Here is a 776-nt window from a genome sequence, read left to right as displayed (position 1 = left end):
TGATCGACCGCCAGAGCCGCTCGACGAAGACATTGTCCCGCCACGCGCCCTTGCCATCCATCGAGATGGCGACTTCCGCCTTCTTCAGCACGGTGGTGAAGTCAATGGACGTGAACTGCGATCCCTGATCTGTGTTGAAGATATCCGGCTTTCCATAGCGGGCCAGCGCTTCCTCGACTGCTTCGATGCAGAAGGCCGCTTCCATCGTGATCGACAGCCGCCACGATAAAACCTTGCGGCTGAACCAGTCCACGACGGCGCAGAGATAGACAAAACCACGCGCCATGGGGATATAGGTCAGATCCATTGCCCACACCTGGTTGGGCCGGGTGACCGCCAGCTTGCGCAGGAGATAGGGATAGATTTTGTGCCCTGGCGCTGGCTTCGAGGTGTTCGGGCGGCGATAGATTGCCTCAATGCCCATCTTTTTCATCAGCGTTGCGATATGAAGCCGCCCAGTTGGCTGTGTCGCAAAATTTTCACTTCTGCTGAGCTATGTGAGCGTCAGTGCGCATAATTGAGTGAGGCGAATGCGAATGACGGTCGCTTGCAAAGGTACCCATTTTCCAAAAAGTATCATCCTGCATGCAGTCTTCTTTTACGTGCGTTACCCGGTTTCCTATCGTGACCTTCAGGAAATTCTGGCAGAACGCGGCATTGCTGTGGATCATGCGACCTTGAACCGATGGGTTGTCCGGTACTCACCGCTGATCGCTGCCCAGGCGCAATCGCGCAAGCGACCCACGGCCCGTTCCTGGCGTGTTGACGAGACCTAT

At 56.1% G+C, this 776-nt stretch carries 2 pseudogenes; one reads left to right on the top strand and one right to left on the bottom strand.

Features of this window, described 5'->3' with window-relative positions:
- Window positions 1–457: pseudogene (locus tag F9K91_RS25565) on the bottom strand (DDE-type integrase/transposase/recombinase); the annotation flags it as partial.
- Window positions 458–536: 79 nt separating this feature from the next.
- Here F9K91_RS25565 and F9K91_RS25560 point away from each other — a divergent pair.
- Window positions 537–776: pseudogene (locus F9K91_RS25560) on the top strand (IS6 family transposase); the annotation flags it as partial.

Origin of the sequence: Brucella tritici, from assembly GCF_008932295.1 — a bacterium.
Taxonomy (GTDB): Bacteria; Pseudomonadota; Alphaproteobacteria; order Rhizobiales; family Rhizobiaceae; genus Brucella; species Brucella tritici.
Note: the sequence above shows the minus strand (reverse complement) of the source record. Positions and strands in the feature narration are given on the sequence as shown.